This window comes from Jiangella mangrovi, from assembly GCF_014204975.1.
Taxonomy (GTDB): Bacteria; Actinomycetota; Actinomycetes; order Jiangellales; family Jiangellaceae; genus Jiangella; species Jiangella mangrovi.
Genome location: NZ_JACHMM010000001.1, coordinates 4328141 through 4347162, shown reverse-complemented (window position 1 = coordinate 4347162; position 19022 = coordinate 4328141). Strand labels below are relative to the sequence as shown.

The 19022-nt window shown below is 72.7% G+C and carries 20 protein-coding genes; 10 read left to right on the top strand and 10 right to left on the bottom strand.

What is annotated here, in order from left to right; all coding sequences use genetic code 11:
- Window positions 1-26 precede the first annotated feature (26 nt).
- From HD601_RS20225 to HD601_RS20215, 3 genes are read right to left on the bottom strand one after another with little or no spacing between them, the layout of a single operon-like run.
- Window positions 27-287 (bottom strand): PIN domain-containing protein, encoded by a 261-nt coding sequence (locus tag HD601_RS20225; protein WP_184824893.1) that lies wholly within the window; start codon window positions 285-287, stop codon window positions 27-29.
- Window positions 284-502, bottom strand: a complete 219-nt coding sequence (locus HD601_RS20220) for a DUF2191 domain-containing protein (protein WP_343076433.1) — start codon at window positions 500-502, stop codon at window positions 284-286. The genes HD601_RS20225 and HD601_RS20220 overlap by 4 nt, the downstream gene beginning before the upstream one ends.
- The gene (locus HD601_RS20215; protein WP_184830334.1) at window positions 495-650 is read right to left on the bottom strand and encodes a hypothetical protein; all 156 of its coding nucleotides are present in this window, start codon (window positions 648-650) and stop codon (window positions 495-497) included. The genes HD601_RS20220 and HD601_RS20215 overlap by 8 nt, the downstream gene beginning before the upstream one ends.
- Before the next feature lie 93 nt (window positions 651-743).
- Here HD601_RS20215 and aroC point away from each other — a divergent pair, with 93 nt between their 5' ends.
- From aroC to aroB, 3 genes are read left to right on the top strand one after another with little or no spacing between them, the layout of a single operon-like run.
- Window positions 744-1940, top strand: coding sequence for a chorismate synthase (aroC, locus tag HD601_RS20210; protein WP_184824891.1), 1197 nt, complete (start codon window positions 744-746; stop codon window positions 1938-1940).
- Window positions 1940-2440 carry a shikimate kinase gene (locus HD601_RS20205; RefSeq protein WP_184824889.1) on the top strand — a complete coding sequence of 167 codons (501 nt, stop codon included), beginning with the start codon at window positions 1940-1942 and terminating at the stop codon, window positions 2438-2440. The genes aroC and HD601_RS20205 overlap by 1 nt, the downstream gene beginning before the upstream one ends.
- Complete coding sequence (aroB, locus tag HD601_RS20200; protein ID WP_184824888.1) at window positions 2430-3542, top strand: 3-dehydroquinate synthase; 1113 nt, start codon at window positions 2430-2432, stop codon at window positions 3540-3542. Before HD601_RS20205 ends, aroB begins: the two co-directional genes overlap by 11 nt.
- A gap of 4 nt (window positions 3543-3546) precedes the next feature.
- On the opposite strand, the gene HD601_RS20195 is transcribed toward aroB, so the two are convergent.
- From HD601_RS20195 to HD601_RS20175, 5 genes are all read right to left on the bottom strand, one after another.
- A complete protein-coding gene (locus HD601_RS20195) occupies window positions 3547-4053 on the bottom strand; it encodes a pyridoxamine 5'-phosphate oxidase family protein (protein WP_184824886.1) in 507 nt (168 codons plus the stop codon).
- Window positions 4054-4178: 125 nt separating this feature from the next.
- Window positions 4179-5186, bottom strand: coding sequence for a sugar phosphate isomerase/epimerase family protein (locus HD601_RS20190; RefSeq protein ID WP_184824884.1), 1008 nt, complete (start codon window positions 5184-5186; stop codon window positions 4179-4181).
- Window positions 5183-5548 (bottom strand): VOC family protein, encoded by a 366-nt coding sequence (locus HD601_RS20185; protein ID WP_184824882.1) that lies wholly within the window; start codon window positions 5546-5548, stop codon window positions 5183-5185. The genes HD601_RS20190 and HD601_RS20185 overlap by 4 nt, the downstream gene beginning before the upstream one ends.
- Window positions 5548-6279, bottom strand: a complete 732-nt coding sequence (locus HD601_RS20180; protein ID WP_184824880.1) for an orotidine 5'-phosphate decarboxylase / HUMPS family protein — start codon at window positions 6277-6279, stop codon at window positions 5548-5550. The genes HD601_RS20185 and HD601_RS20180 overlap by 1 nt, the downstream gene beginning before the upstream one ends.
- Entirely contained in the window at window positions 6276-7229 is a 954-nt protein-coding gene (locus tag HD601_RS20175) for a TIM barrel protein (RefSeq protein WP_184824878.1), read from the bottom strand. Before HD601_RS20175 ends, HD601_RS20180 begins: the two co-directional genes overlap by 4 nt.
- Window positions 7230-7352: 123 nt before the next feature.
- Here HD601_RS20175 and HD601_RS20170 point away from each other — a divergent pair, with 123 nt between their 5' ends.
- Genes HD601_RS20170 through HD601_RS20160 form a run of 3 tightly spaced genes read left to right on the top strand, consistent with a single transcriptional unit; the run spans window position 7353 to window position 10656 of the window.
- Window positions 7353-8432, top strand: a complete 1080-nt coding sequence (locus HD601_RS20170; protein WP_184824876.1) for a zinc-binding dehydrogenase — start codon at window positions 7353-7355, stop codon at window positions 8430-8432.
- Window positions 8432-9622, top strand: a complete 1191-nt coding sequence (locus HD601_RS20165) for a Gfo/Idh/MocA family protein (protein ID WP_184824874.1) — start codon at window positions 8432-8434, stop codon at window positions 9620-9622. The genes HD601_RS20170 and HD601_RS20165 overlap by 1 nt, the downstream gene beginning before the upstream one ends.
- Window positions 9619-10656 (top strand): Gfo/Idh/MocA family protein, encoded by a 1038-nt coding sequence (locus HD601_RS20160; protein ID WP_184824872.1) that lies wholly within the window; start codon window positions 9619-9621, stop codon window positions 10654-10656. The genes HD601_RS20165 and HD601_RS20160 overlap by 4 nt, the downstream gene beginning before the upstream one ends.
- Before the next feature lie 60 nt (window positions 10657-10716).
- On the opposite strand, the gene HD601_RS20155 is transcribed toward HD601_RS20160, so the two are convergent.
- Both HD601_RS20155 and HD601_RS20150 read right to left on the bottom strand, forming a co-directional pair.
- The gene (locus HD601_RS20155; protein WP_184824869.1) at window positions 10717-11814 is read right to left on the bottom strand and encodes a Gfo/Idh/MocA family protein; all 1098 of its coding nucleotides are present in this window, start codon (window positions 11812-11814) and stop codon (window positions 10717-10719) included.
- Complete coding sequence (locus HD601_RS20150; protein ID WP_184824867.1) at window positions 11811-12563, bottom strand: TIM barrel protein; 753 nt, start codon at window positions 12561-12563, stop codon at window positions 11811-11813. The genes HD601_RS20155 and HD601_RS20150 overlap by 4 nt, the downstream gene beginning before the upstream one ends.
- 526 nt (window positions 12564-13089) lie before the next feature.
- Here HD601_RS20150 and metK point away from each other — a divergent pair.
- The 4 genes from metK to HD601_RS34945 all read left to right on the top strand — a co-directional run bounded on the left by metK (window position 13090) and on the right by HD601_RS34945 (window position 18956).
- Window positions 13090-14280, top strand: coding sequence for a methionine adenosyltransferase (gene metK, locus HD601_RS20145; RefSeq protein WP_184824865.1), 1191 nt, complete (start codon window positions 13090-13092; stop codon window positions 14278-14280).
- Between the two features lie 74 nt (window positions 14281-14354).
- Entirely contained in the window at window positions 14355-15605 is a 1251-nt protein-coding gene (locus tag HD601_RS20140) for a serine hydrolase domain-containing protein (RefSeq protein WP_184824864.1), read from the top strand.
- 86 nt (window positions 15606-15691) lie between these two features.
- Complete coding sequence (locus tag HD601_RS20135; protein ID WP_184824862.1) at window positions 15692-16882, top strand: serine hydrolase domain-containing protein; 1191 nt, start codon at window positions 15692-15694, stop codon at window positions 16880-16882.
- 49 nt (window positions 16883-16931) lie between these two features.
- Entirely contained in the window at window positions 16932-18956 is a 2025-nt protein-coding gene (locus tag HD601_RS34945) for a primosomal protein N' family DNA-binding protein (protein WP_184824860.1), read from the top strand.
- Window positions 18957-19022 lie beyond the last annotated feature (66 nt).

The window sequence follows — 19022 nt, the reverse complement described above, 5'->3', positions numbered from 1 at the left end:
TTACGGCAGTAGTCGACGGCCCATGATCATCCGAGCGGGTGGCGCCACCTGAGACGGGGGTAGCGCGCGAAGCCTCGACCGGTCGTGATCCATTCGGACCCCGATTCGATGGCGAGCGCAGCCAGGTAGGCGTCCGGGACGGCGTTGCCCGAAGCTGCAGTCGTGTCCAGGAGGTCGGTGAAGATGCTCCAGTGACGGGCGCCGGGCCGGATCGGGACGGCGTTGGCGGCTGAACGAACCGCTTGCTCGAAGGCGTAGGCGAGCACGTTGACGTCGCAGAGGATCACCCGAGGTCGTCCATCAGATCCCGCAAGGAAACGTTGTCGTTCAGCGACACGCCCGGGCGGAGCCGCCCACTGCCGATCGGAAGCTCAACCGCAGATCTCTTGGCCGGATTGCCTTCACGTTCGAGAACGGCGCGTAGCGCGTCCTCCATCAACGACGTCAGAGTGCGGCCTCGTCTGGCCGCCAGCGCCTTGGCGCGCGCGACGAGGTCAGTCACCCAGATCCAGCTCTCGAGGCATTTCTGAGGCGCGCTCCGCGACGATCTCGTCGAGCACGTCGGCGATCGCATCGCTGTGCGGCCCGGCGTCGGCGAGCGCGGACTTCAGGTCCTGGTACGGCCCGGCCGGGCCGGTCACTGGTTCCACTCCACCAGGGTGAGAGCGGCCGTCGCGCCGCGCAACTCGTGCCACGGTGGACAGTCGTCGGGCGCGCGGGCGGGGCGTGGGAGAATTCGAGTCATGCTCAGATGGCTGACAGCGGGGGAGTCGCACGGGCCTGCCCTGGTCGCGGTTCTCGAGGGACTTCCGGCCGGGGTCGAGGTCACGACCGCCGACATCGACGCGGCGTTGGCGCGGCGGCGGCTCGGCTATGGCCGCGGCGCCCGCATGAAGTTCGAGGCCGACGCGGTCACCGTCGTCGGGGGGCTGCGGCACGGCCGCACGCTCGGCAGCCCCGTCGCCATCCAGGTCGGCAACACCGAGTGGCCCAAGTGGGAGCAGGTCATGTCGGCCGACCCGGTCGACCCTGCCGAGCTCGAGGGCAGCGCCCGAAACGCCCCGCTCACTCGCCCGCGCCCCGGTCACGCCGACCTCGCGGGCATGCAGAAGTACGGGTTCGACGAGGCCCGCCCGGTGCTCGAACGGGCCAGCGCCCGCGAGACCGCCGCCCGGGTCGCGCTCGGCGCCGTCGCGTCGGCGTTCCTGCGGCAGGCCTACGGCATCCGGCTGGTCAGTCACACCGTCGAGCTGGGGACGGTCGCGGTACCGGCCGGTTCCGCACTGCCCGGACCCGACGACGTCGACTACCTCGACGCTGACCCGCTGCGCTGCTTCGACGCCGACACCAGCAAGCTCATGGTCGCCGAGGTCGACGCGGCGCACGACGAGGGCGACACGCTCGGCGGCGTCGTCGAGGTCGTCGTCGCCGGCATGCCGCCGGGCGTGGGCAGTTACGTGCACGGCGACCGCAAGCTCGACGCGCGCCTCGCCGGCGCCCTCATGGGCATCCAGGCCATCAAGGGCGTCGAGGTCGGCGACGGCTTCGAGCTCGCCCGCACGCGCGGTTCCAAGGCACAGGACGAGATCGTGCCGGTCGACGGCGGCGGCGTGCGGCGCACGTCGGGGCACTCGGGCGGCATCGAGGGCGGCATGTCCACCGGCGAGACCCTGCGGGTCCGGGCCGCCATGAAGCCCATCTCGACCATCCCGCGCGCGCTGCGCACCGTCGACACCGCCACGGGCGAGGTCACGAAGGCCCACCACCAGCGCTCCGACGTGTGCGCGGTCCCGGCCGCGGGCGTCGTGGCCGAGGCCATGGTCGCGCTGGTCGTCGCCGAGCTGGCGCTCGAGAAGTTCGGCGGCGACTCCGTCACCGAGACCGCCCGCAACCTGGCGACGTACCTGCAGAACATCCCGCCGCGGCTGGCGGTGCGCTGATGGCGCCGCGGGTCGTCATCGTCGGGCCGCCCGGGGCTGGCAAGACCACCGTCGGCACGCTGGTCGCCTCGCGGCTGGGCGTCGAGTTCCGCGACACCGACGCCGACATCGAGCGCACGGCCGGCAAGCCGATCACCGACATCTTCGTCGAGGACGGCGAGCCGGCGTTCCGCGCGCTCGAGCGGGCCGCCGTCGCCAAGGCGCTGGCCGAGCACGACGGCGTCCTCGCGCTCGGCGGGGGAGCGGTCGTCTCGGCGGAGAACCGCGCGCTGCTCGCCGGCCACCTCGTCGTCTTCCTCGACGTCGGCCTGGCCGACGCCGTCGCACGGGTCGGCCTCAACCGCGACCGCCCACTGCTCATCGAGAGCCCGCGCGCCCAGCTCAAGCGGCTGCTCGACGAGCGGCGGCCCATCTACCTCGAGGCCGCCACGGTCACCGTCGACACCGGCGGACGCGAGCCCGAGGACATCGCCGACGAGGTCACCAAGCATGTCCACTGACGCCCCCGTCGCCGGCTCCGGCGACCCGCGGGTCGACCGCGTCCACGTCGGCGGCGAGCACCCGTACGACGTCGTCATCGGCCACGGCCTGCTGGGCGAGCTGCCCGGCCTGCTCGGCGACGGCGTCCAGCGGATCGCCGTCATCCACCCCGGCGCGCTGCGGACCACCGCCGACGCCGTCCGTGACGATCTGGTCGCGCAGGGCTACGAGGCCCACGCCGTCGAGGTCCCCGACGCCGAGGACGCGAAGACCGCCGAGGTCGCCGCGTACTGCTGGTCGGTGCTCGGACGCATCGGCATGACCCGCTCCGACGCCGTCGTCGGCATCGGCGGGGGCGCGACCACCGACCTCGCCGGGTTCGTCGCCGCGTCGTGGCTGCGCGGGGTGAAGTGGGTCCCCATTCCGACGACGGTGCTCGGCATGGTCGACGCCGCGGTGGGCGGCAAGACCGGCATCAACACCGCCGAGGGCAAGAACCTGGTCGGGGCGTTCCACCCACCGGCCGGCGTGCTCTGCGATCTCGCCGCGCTGGCCTCGCTGCCCGCCAACGAGTACGTGGCCGGCCTCGCCGAGGTCATCAAGGCCGGCTTCATCGCCGACCCCACCATCCTCGACATCGTCGAGGCCGACCCCGCCGGCGCCGCCCTGCCCGACGGCCCCTACGTGCGCGACCTCGTGGTGCGGTCGGTGCAGGTCAAGGCCGACGTGGTCGGCGCGGACCTGCGCGAGTCGGGGCTGCGCGAGATCCTCAACTACGGCCACACGCTGGGCCACGCCATCGAGAAGCTCGAGCGCTACAAGTGGCGGCACGGCGCGGCCGTGGCCGTGGGCATGGTGTTCGCCGCCGAGCTCGGCCGGCTGGCCGGCCGCCTCGACGACGACACCGCCGACCGGCACCGGCGCATCCTCGAGACCCTCGGCCTGCCGACCACGTACGACGGCCAGGCCTGGCCCCGCCTGCTCGACACCATGCGCATCGACAAGAAGAGTCGCGGCAACCGCCTGCGGTTCGTCGTGCTCGACGCGCTGGGCAAGCCCGGCATCCTCGAGGCGCCCGACCCGCAGCTCCTGACGGCGGCGTTCACCGAAGTGGCGCGGTAACGCGTCAGCCGAAGCGCCACCGGGTGGGGTTGTAGGGCTCGCCCTCGCCCGAGCCGTAGCCGAATCCCTTCGACGGCGTCAGCGCATAGACGTCGAACGGGCCCGGCCCCGCGGTGGGCGCGCCGTCGGCGTGGAAGACGCCGTCGCGGATCTCGACCGGCCAGTCGTACTGGTCGAGGTAGCGCGCGGCCGCCGCCTGCAGCACGGGCTCGTCGCGCACCGGCACCGCACGGCCCTCGACGGCGAGGTCGATGCCGTCGGCGTTGACGGCGACGACACAGCGCGGGTTCGCGGCGAGGTTGCGCCCGGCGACGCTGCCGGGCCACGCCGCGAAGTGGAACGCCCCGTCGACGACCACGCCCAGGATCGGCACGACATGCGGCCGCCCGTCCGCGCGCACCGTCGACAACCAGTAGGTGTCGGCGGCGGCCAGCGCGGCGACCGCCTCGGCCCACGCCCTGGCCGGCGAGCCGTCACTCACCATGGAGTTGCTCTGCGGTTCCTCGGTCATGCCGATCATCCTGGCATCCGGCGCGGGGCTCGAGCCCACGTGTCAGGAGGGAGTTTGCCCCGCTCTAGCGAGGGAAACTCCCTCCCGATGCCCAAGCCGAGGCGACCGAGCCGCCGTCGGCGCCCTCAGTCCTTCTGGGTGAAGACGGAGTCGAAGGCGCGCTGGGGACGGTCCCAGAGCAGCGACCGGACGTGCTTCAGGGCCTCGGGGGCGCCGGCGAGCCGGTCCATGCCGGAGTCCTCCCACTCGATCGAGATGGGGCCGGTGTAGCCGATGGAGTCGAGCGCCCGGAACGCGTCGTCGAAGGGGACGTCGCCCAGGCCGGCCGACACGAAGTCCCAGCCGCGGCGCAGGTTGCCCCACGCCAGGTGCGAGCCCAGCCGTCCCGCTCGGCCGTCGCGAGGGCGCAGCCGGGTGTCCTTGCAGTCCACGTGGTAGATGCGGTCGGCGAAGTCGAGGATGAAGTTCACCGGGTCGATGTCCTGCCACATCATGTGGCTCGGGTCCCAATTGATCCCGAACGCCGGCCGCCGGTCGATCGCGTCCAGCGCGCGCACCGTCGTCCAGTAGTCGTAGGCGATCTCCGACGGGTGCACCTCGAGCGCGAACCGCACGCCCTCGCCGTCGAACACGTCGAGGATCGGGTTCCAGCGGTCGGCGAAGTCCTGGTACCCGTCGTCGATGACGGCGGCAGGCACCGGCGGGTACATGGCGACGTAGCGCCAGATCTTCGAGCCGGTGAAGCCGGTGACGGTGTCGACGCCCAGCAGCCGGGCCACGCGCGCCGTCTTCTTCATCTGCTCCGCCGCCCGCGCCCGCACGCCCTCGACGACGCCGTCGCCCCAGGTGCGCGGGCCGGCGATGTTCTCGTGCCGGAAGTCGAGCGGGTCGTCGCAGACCAGCTGGCCCTGCGCGTGGTTCGAGATCGCCCACACCTTCAGCCCGTACCGGTCCAGGATCTCCCGCCGCGACGCGAGGTACGCGTCGTCCTCCAGCGCCCGGTCGACGTCCAGGTGCGTCGTCTTGCAGGCGATCTCGAGGCCGTCGAAGCCCCAGTCGGCGGCCAGCTTCGCGACCTCCTCGAGCCGCAGGTCGGCCCACTGGGCGGTGAACAGGGTGACGGGGTGCGTCATGGGGACTCCTGGAGGAACTCGAGCTGGTTGCCGAACACGTCGTAGCTGTGGAACCGGCGGTGGCCGGGGAAGCGGTCATCCATCTCGACGACGGCGTCAGCCTCCCGCAACCGCGTGGCCACCGCGTCGAGGTCGTCGACGAGGAACGCCGGGTGACCCAGACGGTTGGCGACGAAGTCCGGGTCCGGCAGGCCGTGCACTTCCACTCCGTCACCACGGAACCAGCAGCCGACCGCCGCGTTCATCGTCGACGGCTTCGGCACCTCGGTCAGGCCGAGCACGCCGCCGTAGAAGGCCCGGGCCTCGTCCTCGGCGCCGACGGGGTGCGTGAACGTCGCGTGGTGCAGCCGGAGAAAGGCCATCACACGGCAGCGACCGGCGTCGCGTGCACGCGGGCGATCGCGTCGCCGAGCACTCGCGGCAGGTCGCCCTCGGGGATGGTGAACGAGGTCTCGTCGTCGATGGCCAGCGGCGCGCCGAACACGACGACGCCGGCGCCGATGGTCGGGCAGCTCACGGCCTGGTCGATCGACAGCCCGCCGACCGCCTGCACCGGCACCGTCGTCGCGGCGACGATGGCCGGCAGGTCGGTGAGCGGCGAGAGCCCGAGGTGCTTGTTGACGCTGCGGTGGTCGTGCCCGATGTGGTGCAGCACCATCCCGACGCCCAGGTCCTCGAGCCGGCGGCCCTCGGCGGCGCGGTCGTCCGCGCCCATGTCGTCGCCCATGACCAGCAGCCCGAATTTCTCACCGGCTTCGCAGACCCGCTCGACGGTGGCGTCGTGCGCGCGGCCCATGACGACGACGGCGTCGGCCCCGGCGTCGGCGAACATGGCGGCCTCGCCGTAGCCGCCGTCCATGATCTTGAGGTCGGCGACCAGCGGGTGGTCCGGGTACTCCTTGCGCAGCGCCCTGACCGCGCGGGTGCCCTCGGCCATGACCAGCGGGGTGCCGATCTCGAGCCAGTCGGCGCCGGCCTCGACGGCGATGGCGGCCATGCGCAGGCCGTCGTCGAGGTTCTTGAGGTCGAGCGAGACCTGCACGATGCCGTGCGTGAGGTCGGTGCGGCGCAGGCCGCGGATCGAGCTGCTCATGTGGTGCTCTGTCCTTTCGCGCGTTCGTGTGATTCGACCCGGACGACGGTCGAGCCGCCGAACCAGCGCTCGCGGGCGGCCTTGAGGAAGTCGACGGACGCGCGCAGCTCGTCCATGCCGTTGACGCCGTCCTCGATGCTGATCCAGCCGTCGTAGCCGTTCGCGGTGAGGATGGCGAAGATGCGGTCGTAGTCGTTGAGGCCCTGCCCGACGACACCGTGCGCGAGGTCGGGGGAGTAGCCGATGGTGCCGTCCGCCAGCCGGAGCGCGTCGAGCGTGGCACCGTTGACCAGGTGGCGGTCCGACGCCTGCATGGTGACGACGCGGTCGACGACGGTCTCCAGGAACTCCGCGGAGTCGACGCCGGCGGTGATGGCGTTGGACGGGTCGAACTGGACGCCGAAGTGGACGTGGTCGTCGATGCCGTCGACGAGGGCTCGGAACACCTCGGGGCGCTGCGCGAACTCGGGGTACTTCCAGGTGCTGGCCTTGTAGTGGTTCTCGATGGCCAGCGTGATGCCCAGCTCGGCGGCCAGCGGCAGCAACGAGCGGATGGCGTCGCCGGCCCACTGCAGTCCCTGCTCGACGGCGACGCCGGGGTGCGCCTGACCGCTGAGGACGCGGCAGGTGGCGCCGGGTCCGCCGAGTGCCGCCGTCGTCCGCATGAACCAGGCCTGGTCGTCGAGCTCGCGCGCCCGCACGTCCGCGTCGGGGTTCGTGAAGTCGGGCGAGGCGCACATCATCGGCATCGCGAACCCGGCGGCCTCGATGGCCTCGCCGACCTTCGCGACGTAGTCGTCGCCGGTCTCCCAGAGGAAGCCGGTGTGCAGCTCGAGGCCCTCGACGCCCAGCGAGGCGGCCTCGTCGATCCACTCGAAGACCGTCTTGGTGCGCTGCAGCACCATCGCCTGGAGCTCGCCCTTGGGGAACGCCGCGATCCTCAACGTCACTCCTCGACCGTTGACCCAACTCGTGATTTTCAGAACACTATCACCCGGTAGAATGAAAGATAGCGAACAACCTTTGAGTGGGGACGTCCCACTCTCCGAGTGCCGCCTGCTGGAGGATCGCCGATGAAGGCGCTGGTCAAGTATGCCTACGAGGATGGCGCGCTCGAGGTGCGCGAGCTGCCCGAACCCGTCGCCGGACCGGGCACCGTCCTGGTCCGGGTGCACACCGTCGGCGTGTGCGGCTCCGACATCCACATGTGGCACGACTCGCAGAGCAAGAGCTCGAAGGGCGTGCTGCCCGTGACGCTCGGCCACGAGTCGGCGGGTGTGATCGCGGCCATCGGCGACGGCGTCGGCGGCTGGTCCGTGGGCGACCGCGTCGTCTGCGAGACCGCGGCGTCGATCTGCGGCGTCTGCGCGCTGTGCCGCAGCGGCCGCTACAACCTGTGCCCGTGGCGCGAGGGCTACGGCCTCAAGCGCGACGGCGCCATGGCCGAGTACCTGGTGGCCGAGCCGCGGGTCCTGCACCGCATCCCCGACGGCGTCCCCTTCGAGCGGGCGGCCATGACCGAGCCGTTCGCCGTCGCCTACAACGCCGTCGTCGAGCGCGCGTCCGTCGTCCCCGGCGACCTCGTCGTCGTCCAGGGCGCCGGCGCCATCGGCCTGTGCGCGCTGCAGGTGGCGATCGTGCGCGGCGCCGGCACCACCGTCGTCCTCGGCACCGGCATCGACGGCAAGCGACTGGCCAAGGCCACCGAGATGGGCGCCGACCGCGTCGTCGACATCACCCGGGAGGACCCGCTCGAGGTCGTCGCCGGGCTGCACGACGGTCTGGGCGCCGACCTCGTCGTCGAGGCCACCGGCGTCAGCGCCGCGCTCGAGCAGAGCATGCAGCTGGTCCGGCCGGGCGGGGCCATCGCGAAGGTCGGCTGGGGGCCGCAGCCGCTGGGCTTCACCCTGGATCCGCTGGTGAAGAAGGCCGTCACGCTGTACGGCTGCTACTCGCACACGTGGAGCACCTGGGAGAACGTGCTCCGGCTGTTCGCGTCCGGCCGGCTCCACCCGGAGCTCGCGCTCGGCGGCACCTACGACATCGACGACTGGGAGGAGGCGTTCTCGGCGATGCAGCGTGGGGACCACGTGAAATCGGTGCTCAGGACGCCGTTCGGCGCGTCGTCGCCGGAGACGGGGGTGACGGCCTGATGGGCGCGCCGATCCGCCTCGGCATCCTCGGCCTCGGCGCGGTCGCGCAGGTGGTGCACCTGCCCCTGATCGCCCGCCGGCCCGAGTTGTTCACCGTCAGCGCCGTCGCCGACTTCTCCGACGAGGTCACCGACGTCGTCGGCGCCCGGTTCGGGGTCGACGAGAAGCGCCGCTTCCGCACGCTCGACGAGCTGCTCGACGCCGGCGACCTCGACGCGCTGATGATCCTGTCGCGCGGCTCGCACGCGAAGGCCGTCCTGGCGGCGTTCGAGCGGCGCATCCCGGTGTTCTGCGAGAAGCCGCTGGCGTTCACCACCGGCGAGGTCGACGAGCTGATCGCCGCCGAGCCCGACCTCGGCCACCCGGCGCTGCTGCTGGCCTACATGAAGCAGTACGATCCCGCGGTCATCGAGGCAGCCCGGCTGCTCGAAGAGGTCGACGACGTCCGCAGCATCGAGGCGACCGTCCTGCACCCCACGGGGGCGTCGCAGCTGGCGTTCGGGCACGTCGCCAGCCCGTCGGGGCCGCTGCCGGACTGGGCGCTCGAGGAGATCGCGTCCGAGGACCGCCGGCTGTGGACCGCCGCCGTCGGCGACACCGAGGACGGGCTCTGGCGGGCCTACCGCGGCTCGCTGGTGAGCTCGCTGGCGCATGACTTGTCGATCCTGCGCAGCTTCGGCGCGCCGCCGGCCACCGTCGACCACGCCGACATCTGGCGGCAGAGCTCTCGCTTCGCGGTGCGCGACGTCGGCCGCGACCGCGGCTCGTTCGGCCAGCACCCGCCGTCGATCTCCGCGACGGGGACGCTCGCCGACGGCGGCCGGTACACGCTGGCCTGGCACTACCTGCCCGACTTCCCGGCCTACCGCGAGACCGTCCGCGTGGTGCACGGACGGGGGAGCGTCGAGCTGACCTTCCCGTCGCCGTACCTCATGCACGCGCCGACGGAGCTGACGGTGACGACGCTCGACGGCGACGCCGAGCGCCGGGTGGTGCGGCGCAGCATCACCGAGGCGTTCGAGACGCAGCTCGAGGCGTTCCACGCGATGGTCCGCGACGGCGTCGCGCCGCGGTCCGGTCTGGCCGACGGGCGGCAGGACATCTACGACTGCCAGCGGATCGTCGCGACCTACGCGGCTCGGGCCGGCGTGGCGCTCGGCGGCGAGGTCGGCAAGGTGGTCGCGTCGTGACTGGCCCGATCCGCACCGCCGTGGTGGGGTACGGCCTGGCCGGCAGCGTGTTCCACGCGCCGCTGGTCACCGCCGACCCGGCCTATGCGCTGACGCACGTCGTGACGGGGAACGCCGAGCGGGCCGCGGCGGCGTCGGCGCGCTACCCGTCGGCCCGCATCGTCGGTAGCGTCGACGAGCTGCTGACCCTCGCCGACCAGGGCGAGGTCGACCTCGTCGTGGTCGCCTCGCCCACGCCGACCCATGCCGAACTGGCGCTCGCCGTCGTGGACCGCGGGCTGGCCGCCGTCGTCGACAAGCCCCTGACGGTGCACCTGGCCGATGCCGAGGCGCTGATCGCGCGGGCGGAATCGACGGGTGCCGTCCTGACGGCGTTCCAGAACCGGCGGTGGGACGGCGACTTCCTGACGGTCCGGCGGCTGGTCGAGTCCGGCGCGCTGGGCGAGGTGCGGCGGTTCGAGTCGCGGTTCGAGTGGCTCAGCGCGCGGCCCCGCCCGCCGTGGAAGTCGGGGACGTCCGGCCGTGACGGTGGCGGGGTCGCCTACGACCTCGGGTCGCACCTCATCGACCAGGCCGTGCAGCTGTTCGGACCGGTGGCCGACGTGTACGGCGAGCTGGACGCGCACCGTCCGGGCCGCGTCAACGACGACGACAGCTTCATCGCGCTGACTCACGAGTCCGGCGTCCGGTCGCACCTGGCGATGAGCAGCCTGGTCGCGCAGCGCGGGTTCCGGTTCCGGGTGCTGGGGTCGGAGTCGGCGTTCACGAAGTGGGGGCTCGACGGCCAGGAGGGGCAGCTCGGGTCGGGGCTGTCGCCGCTGGACGACGCGTTCGGCGTCGAGTCGCCGTCGTCCTACGGCCTGCTGGGTCGCGACGGCGAGGCGTCGTCGGTGCCGACGGAGCGCGGGCAGTACGTGCGGTTCTACCGCGAGGTGGCTGCGGCGATCGCGGGGGAGGGGCCGGTCCCCGTCGACCCCCGAGACGCCCTGACCGCGATCCGCATCATCGAGCAGCTGCACGCGGCGAAGTCCTGAGAGTCACGACGGCGCTCGGCCCCGGCAGGTGGGGTCGAGCGCCGTCGCGTCTGTCGGGGATCAGAGGGTCGCGGCGTAGGGGTCCCAGTCCTCGCCGAACGCGGGGGCCGACTCGACGGTGCTGTCGACGGCGACCCGGACGCCCTGCTCGATCGACTCCGTCGCCGCCGCCATGACGTCGGTGACGTGGTACGCCAGCTCGCCCGACGCGCGGTGCGGCACGCCGGCCCGGGCCGATCGGATCAGGTCGAGCGCGCCGAGGCCGCGACCCGCCACGGGACCCTCGGCTGCCACCGTCGTCCACTCGTCGTCGCCCTTGCGGCGGATCGCCAGCGCGCCGTCGAAGTGGTTGGGGTCGGGGATGGAGAGCGTCGCCTCGGTGCCGACGATCTCGACGTGGCCGACGCGGCGGTGCGGGGAGTCCCAGCTGAGCACCGTCGTCGATGTCGCGCCGGACTCGAACTCGGCGAGCAGGCTGACGTGCGTGGGGACCTGGACGGCGAACTCCTGGCCGGTCTTCGGGCCGACCAGCAGGGTGCGGACCGGGCGGGCGATGCGGCCCATGCCGACGACCGACGCGACCGGGCCCAGGCTCTGGACCAGCGCCGTCAGGTAGTACGGGCCCATGTCCCACAGCGGGCCGGCACCGGTCGAGAGCAGCACCTCGAGGTTCTTGTGGTCGTCGACCGGGCCGGGGACCTCGAACAGCGTGAGCCCGCCGAGCGGCACGCCGATGTCGCCGCGCTCGATCATGCGGCGGGCGGTCTGCAGGCCGGCGCCGAGGAACGTGTCGGGGGCGCTGCCGATGCGCAGGCCCGCGGTGTTCGCCGTGTCGAGGAGCGTGCGGGCCGTTGCCAGGTCCAGGGCGAACGGCTTCTCCGTCCACACGTGCTTGCCCGCCTCGAGCGCCGCCAGCGAGACCTCGGCGTGCGCGGCCGGGATCGTGAGGTTGACGACGATCTCGACGTCGGGGTCCGCGAGCACGTCGGCCGGGCTGCCCGCGCGCGGCACGCCGAACGCCGTCGCCTGCTCCTTCGCCTTGTCCTCGAGCAGGTCGCCGACGATGCGGACGTCGAGGTCGGGGAAACTGGTCAGGTGCTGCAGGTACTGGTTGCTGATGGTGCCCGCGCCGATGACGCCGACGCCCGCCCGGCTCATGCCTGGACCTGCGGGTTCAGGTAGGCGTGGCTGGCCGCGATGGCGTCGAAGATGTCTCCGTCGTACTCGTCGAACTCGACGGCGCCCGCCTCCAGGTTCGGCGCGGCGGCGAGGATGTCGGTCCAGGGCAGCGTGCCCTTGCCGGCCGGCTGCTGCTCGATGTTGTTGCGGTTGACCGGGCCGTCCTTGAGGTGCAGGAACGCGACGCGCTGGGCGAGCTTCGCGACGTAGGCGGGGACGTCCTGCCCGCCGACGGCCACCCAGTACGCGTCCAGCTCGAACACGATGCGCGGGTCGAGGCGCGCCTCGAGGCTCTCGAGCGCCGTCAGGCCGTCCTCGAACGACTGGTCGATCTCCCACCAGTGGTTGTGGTAGCCGACACGCAGCCCGTGGTCCGCGGCCTTCGCGGCCGCGTTGTTCAGGCGGTCGGCCGTCGCGACGATGTCGTCCAGCGAGGTCCAGTACGGCTCCGGCAGGTACGACTCGATGACCGCCGACGCGCCCAGCTCGGTCGCCTTCGCGAACACGTCGTCGAGGTCGACGTCGAACAGCGGCGACGTCATGGTCGGCGCCGTCAGGCCGTTGGCGCGGAGCGCGTCCAGCGTCTCAGGGCCGGCGGACATCAGCTTGTAGGACGCCTCCACCTGCGTGTACCCGATGCCCGCGACCCGCTCGATGGTGCGGGCGACGTCCTCGTCGAGGGCGTGGCGGACGCTGTACAGCTGGAGGGACAGGGACCTGAGTGGCACGGGGAACCTTTCGTCGTCGCGCACTGACGGAGTTCAGACTAGCCCACGGTTGTGTTCAAATGAACAGAAAGATGTGACCAAGTTACCAACTCTGTGCCGGTCGAGCAGGCCCTCTCGGAATGATCACGTTCACCACGGAATTCCGTGTCGCACCACGCCTGTAGACGTGTTGAGGGTCGGGTAATCCTGGTGATGGCCCGTCGTCGCGGCTGGCAAGCGCTTGCCGTGCACGTCACGAGGCGTTCGCGCGCGTCACGAGGGCTGCAGGCCTGGTTCAGCAGGGAATTCCGTAGTGAACGTGATCATTCCGGGGCGGGGCGAGGCGGGGCGAGGCGAGGCGTGGGGTGCGGGGTCGGCTTTCGCCGGCCAAACGTGGCAAACTTCGGCGAACCGCTCTCCGAGCCGACTCTCGTCTCAACATGCGGCCAAAAACCGTCCACGATGCGGTCTCTCGCGCGCGCGAGAGAACCTCATCCCCTACAGTGAGGCTTCCCGGACTGTAGTCCGCGCCAAGAGGGGGCTTGCGTTGTCTCTACGTCTGTTCACATCCGAATCCGTCACCGAGGGTCATCCAGACAAGATCTGCGACCAGATCAGTGACGCCGTGCTCGACGCGCTGCTGAAGGACGACCCGAACAGCCGGGTCGCCGTCGAGTCCATGGTCACCACCGGCCTGGTCCACGTGGCCGGCGAGGTGACCACGCAGGGCTATGCCGACATCCCGGGCATCGTCCGCGAGACCATCCTCGGCATCGGCTACGACTCGTCCACGAAGGGCTTCGACGGCTACTCGTGTGGCGTGTCGGTGTCCATCGGGTCGCAGTCGCAGGACATCGCGCAGGGTGTGGACTCCGCGTACGAGCATCGCGTCGAGGGCGACCTCGACCCGCTGGACCTGCAGGGGGCGGGCGACCAGGGGCTGATGTTCGGCTACGCGAGCGACGAGACGCCCGAGCTGATGCCGTTGCCGATCATCGTCGCGCACCGGCTGGCGCAGCGGCTGTCCGAGGTGCGCCGCTCGGGTGCGGTGCCGTACCTACGGCCCGACGGCAAGACGCAGGTGACCATCGAGTACGACGGCGACCGCCCGGTCCGCCTCGACACCGTGGTGGTGTCGACGCAGCACGCGGCGAACATCGACCTCGAGCAGCTGCTGACGCCGGACATCGCCAACCAGGTCGTGAAGCCGGTCCTCGAGTCGTTCGAGCTCGACGACCACGACTTCCGGCTGCTGGTCAACCCGACCGGCCGGTTCGAGATCGGCGGACCCATGGGCGACGCCGGCCTCACCGGACGGAAGATCATCATCGACACCTACGGCGGCATGGCCCGCCACGGTGGCGGCGCGTTCAGCGGCAAGGACCCGTCCAAGGTCGACCGCTCGGGCGCCTACGCCATGCGCTGGGTGGCGAAGAACGTCGTCGCGGCGGGGCTGGCCAAGCGGTGCGAGGTGCAGGTCGCCTACGCCATCGGCAAGGCCGAGCCGGTGGGCCTGTTCCTCGAGAGCTTCGGCACCGAGACCGTCCCGGTCGACCGCATCGCCGACGCCGTCAAGCAGGTGTTCGACCTGCGGCCGGCGGCGATCATCCGCGACCTCGACCTCAAGCGGCCCATCTACGCGCAGACCGCCGCCTACGGCCACTTCGGCCGCGAGCTGCCGGACTTCACCTGGGAGCGCACCGACCGCGTCGACGCGCTGCGGGCGGCCGCCGGCTGATCGTCCCTGCGGGGGAGGCGCAGATCGTCCTGGAGTGCGACGGGGACGCGGTGGGGCGTCCGTAGCGTGGGTCCATGCGCCGACTGAAGACGCTTTCCGCCCTGTCCGCAGCACTCGTCCTGCCCGTCGCGGCCACACCGGCCGCGGCGGGCAGTGCCATGTCCGCCGCTGTCGACGGCGACCTCGACGTCGCGTGGCTGGAGGAGTCTCTGGCGGCGCTGGGCGCCGCCGGGCCGCAGGCCGTCGTCGTCGAGGTCCGCGACGGCGAGCAGGTGTGGTCGGCCGCGACCGGCGACCGCGACCCGTTCGCACCCGCGCCGCACGACGACCCGGCCGAGCCCACCGACCTCGTCCGCGTCGGCAGCGTGACCAAGAGCATGATCGTCACCGTGGTGCTGCAGCTGGTCGCCGAAGGCCGCCTGAGTCTCGACGACGCCGTCGCCGACCACCTGCCCGGTGTGCTGCCGTACGACGAGCCGATCACCGTCCGCCAACTGCTCGGCCACACGTCGGGGGTGCCGAACCACTTCCCGCTGCTGTACCCGTCGCTGGCGCAGGGCTCGGCCGAGGACCTGGTCCGCAACCAGCACGCCTACTTCCGGCCGCCGGCGCTGGTCGAGTTCGCGACGCGCGGGCCGCTCGACTTCGCCCCCGGCGCGCACTACTGGTACTCCAACACCGGGTACGCCGTCATCGGCCTGCTGGTCGAGGAGCTCACCGGGCAGCCGATCGAGGACGAGCTGGAGCGGCGCGTGTTCGAGCCGGCCGGGCTGACGGACACGACGTTCCCGCGGCACGGCACCCGCTGGCCGGGCGAGCACCCCGACGGGTTCTTCGCCACCGGCGACCCCGCCGAGCCCTACGTCGAGACGACGCAGATGTCGGCGTCGCAGTTCTGGGCGGCGGGCGCGGTGGTGTCGACGACGGCGGACACCAACCGGTTCTTCCGGGCGATGTTCGACGGCACGCTGCTGCCCGAGGGCCTGCTGGCCGAGGCCCGCACCCTGACCCCGCAGTCCGAGGGGACCTACGGGCTGGGCATCCAGGCGGTGGCGGCGCCGTGCGAGCCGATCGGCGACGGCGGCCTGGCCTTCGGCCACACCGGCGGCACGTTCGGGCACTCGACGTACGCGTTCTCCTCGCCCGACGGCGAGCGCCAGGTCAGCGTCGTGCTCAGCATCGACGACCAGCTGGCCCCGTCCGAGGAGCGGGCACTCGCCCTGAACGAGCTGCTCGTCGCGGGACTCTGCGGATCGACGACGGCGCCGGCTGCCCGTTCCGCCGGGGTGGACGTCCTGGGCGAGCTGGAGATCGTCCGGGGCTGATCGGGACGATGCCCTAAGGGCCGGCACCTGCGCGGATCGTCCTGGAGTGCCAGGAGAACGCGGTGGCGCGTTCCTAGCGTGGAGGCATGCGCCGACTCCTGCCGATCACGGTCCTGTCCGCCTCCGTCCTGTCCGTCTCCGTCCTGTCAGCCGCGGCCCTGCCGACTGCGTCGGGCGACGCCGTCGCCACCGGACTCGACGTGCCGGCGCTGGAACGCGCCCTCGAGGCCGTGGATGCCGCCGGTGCGCCGGGCACCGTCGTCGAGGTCCGCGACGGCGACGAGGTCTGGTCCGCCGCGGCGGGTGATCGTGACCCACTCGACCGGCGCCCGGAGCCGGTCGAGCCGACCGACCGGGTCCGCATCGGCAGCGTCACGAAGAGCATGCTGGTCACCGTTGTGCTCCAGCTCGTCGACGAGGGCCGGCTGGGCCTCGACGACACCGTCGCCGAGCACCTGCCCGGAGTGCTGCCGTACGACACGCCGATCACCGTCCGCCAGCTGCTCAGCCACGCGTCGGGCGTGCCCGACTACTTCCCCGACCTGTTCCCGTCGTTGTTCGAGGGCTCGCCGGCGGACGCCGAGCGGAACCGGCTGCGCTACTACCGGCCCGAGGGCCTGATCGGGATGGCGACGGTGCGCCCGCTCGACTTCACGCCCGGCACGTCCTGGACCTATTCGAACACCGCCTTCTACGTCGCCGGCCTGCTGGTCGAGGAGATCACCGGCAACTCCGTCGAGGACGAGCTGGAGCGGCGGGTGTTCGAGCCGGCCGGTCTCGACGACACCGACATCCCGCGGTACAGCACGTCGATCCGGGGTGAGCACCCGCGCGCGTACCTCGCCACCGGCGACCCGGACCGGCCGCTGCTCGACACCACCCGGATCTCGCCGACGCTGTTGTGGGCGGCCGGCGCGGTGGTGTCGACGACGGCAGACGTGAACGCGTTCTTCCGGGCCATGTACGACGGCACGCTGCTGCCGGCCGAGCTGGTGGCGCAGGCACAGGCGCTGACGCCGGAGTCGGGCGGCGAGTACGGGCTGGGGACCGAGGCGCTGCCGGCCGACTGCCCGCGGATCGACGGCGGCGTCGCCTACGGCCACACCGGCAGCACGCTCGGGTTCGTCACGTCCGCGTTCTCCTCGCCCGACGGCGAGCGGCAGGTCAGCGTCACGATCACCGTCGAGGACCTGCTGGCGCGCAACGAGCAGCTGTCGGCCGCGGTCGACGAGCTGCTCGAGGCCGGGTTGTGCACAACCACGCCTGTCCGGGGCTGAGCCTGTGGACAATCATGAGACGGGTCCGCGGGTGCGGTAGAACGGGTCTGTGAGCGCATCCGAGCCGGCCGAGCCCGACCAGCTGGCGCTGGTCGCCGCCCCCGGCCGGCGCCGGTTCCGCACCCGCGAGCCCGAGCCGGTCGCGGAGGAGCGGCCGGTGGCCCGCGTGCTGGTCGACGTCGGGCTGCCGCACCTCGACCGGCCGTTCGACTACCTCGTCCCGGCGTCCATGGCCGACGACGCCGTCGTGGGCGCTCGGGTGTCGGTGCGGTTCGCGGGCACCGACCACGACGGCTTCATCATCGCGCGCGGCGACGACAGCGACCACGATGGCAAGCTGGCGCGGCTGCGCCGGGTGGTGTCGCCGGAGCCGGTGCTGGCCCCCGAGATCGCCGCCCTCGCGCGCGCCGTCGCCGACCGCTACGCCGGCACCGTCTCCGACGTGCTCCGGCTGGCCGTCCCGCCGCGGCACGCCACCGCCGAGAAGGCCGCGTCGCCCGATGCGCCGGTCCCGCCGGCCAAGCCCGACCCCGGCGGCTGGGCCGACCACGACGCGGGCGCCGCGCTGCTCGACGCGCTGGCCGCCGGGGGAGCGCCGCGCGCCGTCTGGAACCCCGGCCCGGCCGCCGACTGGCCCGACCTCGTCGCCCGGCTGGTCGCGGCGACGCTGTCGGGCGGACGGGGCGCGCTGGTGGTGGTGCCCGACGGCCGCGACGTCGCGCTGGTGTCGGGGGCGATGACGGCGCTGCTGGGCGCGGGACAGCACGTCGAGCTCGAGGCCGACGCAGGGCCGTCCACACGGTACAAGCGCTGGCTGGCGGTCCGACGGGGTGCGGTGCGGGCCGTCGTGGGGACGCGGTCGGCCGCGTTCGCGCCGGTGCACGACCTCGGGCTGGTCGTCGTCTGGGACGACGGCGACGACCTCCATGCCGAGCCGCGCGCGCCGTACCCGCACACCCGCGAAGTGCTGCTGCTGCGCGCCCACCAGGCCGGGGCTGCCGCTGTCGTCGGCGGGTTCGCGCGCACGGCCGAGGCGGAGCAGCTGCTGACCACCGGCTGGGCGCGGGCCGTGACCCCGCCGCGGCCGGCCGTGCGCTCCGCGGCGCCGCGCATCCACTCCAGCGGCGACGACCACGAGCAGGTCCGCGACGCGGCGGCCAGGAGCGCGCGGCTGCCGTCGCTGGCCTGGCGCACGGCGCGTGCGGGCCTGGCTCGCGGGCCGGTGCTGGTGCAGGTGCCGCGGGCCGGCTACCTCCCCGGCGTGGCCTGCGGTCGCTGCCGCACGCCGGCGCGCTGTGCGGCCTGCTCCGGGCCGCTGGTGCTGGGCCAGGCCGACCAGCCGCCGCGGTGCGCCTGGTGTGCGACGGCGTACCCGTCGTGGCGCTGCGAGACGTGCGGGCACGGAGGGCTGCGGGCGACGGTGGTGGGTGTGCGGCGCACGGCCGAGGAGCTGGGCCGGGCGTTCCCCGGCGTCCCCGTGCTGCTCTCGCGCGGCGACGCCGTCCGCTCCACGGTCGACGCCGAGCCGGCGCTCGTGGTGGCGACGCCCGGGGCCGAGCCGGTCGCGTCCGGCGGGTACACCGCCGCGCTGCTGCTCGACGGCACGGCGCTACTGGCCCGGCCGAGCCTGCGCGCGGCCGAAGAGTCACTGCGCCGCTGGCTGCGGGCGGCCGCGCTGGTCCGGCCGGGCACCATGGGCGGCGAGATCGTGGTGGTCGCCGACTCCTCGGCGCCCGCGGTCCAGGCACTGGTCCGCTGGGACCCGGCCGGCTTCGCCTCGCGCGAGCTGGCCGAGCGCGCGTCCTTGCACCTGCCGCCCGCCGCCCGGGTCGCCGAGCTGACGGGCGCCGCCGCCGACGTCGACGACCTGCTCATGCACGCTCAGTTGCCGGGGGAGGCCGAGGTCATCGGACCCGTGCCGGTCGAGGACGGCGGCGCTCGGGCGATGATCCGCGCGCCCCGTGGTGCGGGGACGGCACTGGCCGCGGCCTTGCGGTCGGCGGCCGGCGTACGGTCGGCTCGCCGCACCGGTGGGTCGGTACGCGTGCGGATCGATCCGGTCGACTTCGGCTGACCGTCTCGTCGGGTCGTGGGGTTGGGTTGGGTGGCCCCGCCCCCCCTGCTGCCCATTCTCTTAAGC